This is a genomic window from Magnetospirillum moscoviense (assembly GCF_001650635.1).
GTDB lineage: Bacteria > Pseudomonadota > Alphaproteobacteria > Rhodospirillales > Magnetospirillaceae > Magnetospirillum > Magnetospirillum moscoviense.
In genome coordinates, this window is the sequence record NZ_LWQU01000088.1 from 1 (window position 1) to 982 (window position 982).

Genomic DNA, 982 nt, shown 5'->3' on the forward strand with positions numbered 1-982 from the left:
ATAGGTATGGCCGCGCTTGGCGGCGGTTTCATCAAGGCCGACGGCGGCGAGCTTGGACAGGTCGAGGCGCTCCACCGACCTGAACGAACCCCACACCCTCGAAGGCTGGCAGGCGTGGGAGATGCTGATGCACGCCGACCCGGCCCGTTTCGATATCGCCGGCCTGCTCGCCCACGGCCGTGCCCTGGGCTTCGACGAACGAGCGCTGGCGCTGTTGTTGCCGTTCGCAGAGGCCGGACTGCGCGAGGCACTGGCCGAGAGAAATGAGGCGTGACCGGTCAGCCGGCCTCGCGGTCATGCTGGCGGACATATTCCCGCAGCGCCCGGTTGATGCGGGTCTGGTAGCCCTCATCCCCGGTGGCGTGCCCCTTGAACCACGCGATCACGTCGGCATCCAGGCGCAGGCTCAGATGCTGCTTCACCGGCCGGTAGAATCGCCCGCGTTCGGCGCCCGACCAGTCGCGCTGTTCGGGGGCGTCTGAGGTGTCGATGGCCTCGTCCGGCATGGCCGCCAGCGCCTTCAACTCGGCGAGCTGCTCCGGCGTCAGTTTAGAGCGTTCCGGCTTCATAGGCCCTCCTCTCATGCGCGGTGGCGCGTCTTGCGCTGATGATGCGTCCGACCGGCTCGCCGGGCGCGGCGTCCTCCGGGCCGGTGTGGACCACGAACAGGTGGACCGGGCCGACCAGCCCGATGGTTCGCCAGCGGTCACTATCCAGGTGCGGATCAGGCACCGATAGATGCAACGGGTCCTCGAACACCAGGGCGGCCAGCGGGAACGAAACCCCGTGCTTCTGCCGATTGGCTTCGGCCTTCGCCGGATCCCAGGTCCAATGCACGTCCGCCCCTCCGTCTGTGGATACAAATATGTAGCCACAGAGAGCCGCCGTCAAGGATTGCCCCATGACCGCCCGCACTGTCTCCATCCGCCTTGCCCTTGAAGATGGCGAGGTGTTCCGCCGCGCCCTTATGCAATTGGGTGAG

At 66.9% G+C, this 982-nt stretch carries 3 protein-coding genes; 1 reads left to right on the forward strand and 2 read right to left on the reverse strand.

Annotated features, from left to right (window positions below; genetic code table 11):
- The first annotated feature begins 121 nt into the window (after positions 1–121).
- Entirely contained in the window at positions 122–274 is a 153-nt protein-coding gene (locus A6A05_RS20645) for a DUF7697 family protein (RefSeq protein ID WP_216635746.1), read from the forward strand.
- A gap of 4 nt (positions 275–278) precedes the next feature.
- Here the strand turns inward: A6A05_RS20645 and A6A05_RS04260 are convergent, their stop codons facing one another.
- Together A6A05_RS04260 and A6A05_RS04265 are read right to left on the reverse strand one after the other, a co-directional pair.
- A complete protein-coding gene (locus tag A6A05_RS04260) occupies positions 279–569 on the reverse strand; it encodes a BrnA antitoxin family protein (protein WP_068497806.1) in 291 nt (96 codons plus the stop codon).
- The gene (locus tag A6A05_RS04265) at positions 550–837 is read right to left on the reverse strand and encodes a BrnT family toxin (protein WP_068497810.1); all 288 of its coding nucleotides are present in this window, start codon (positions 835–837) and stop codon (positions 550–552) included. The genes A6A05_RS04260 and A6A05_RS04265 overlap by 20 nt, the downstream gene beginning before the upstream one ends.
- Between the last annotated feature and the right edge of the window lie 145 nt (positions 838–982).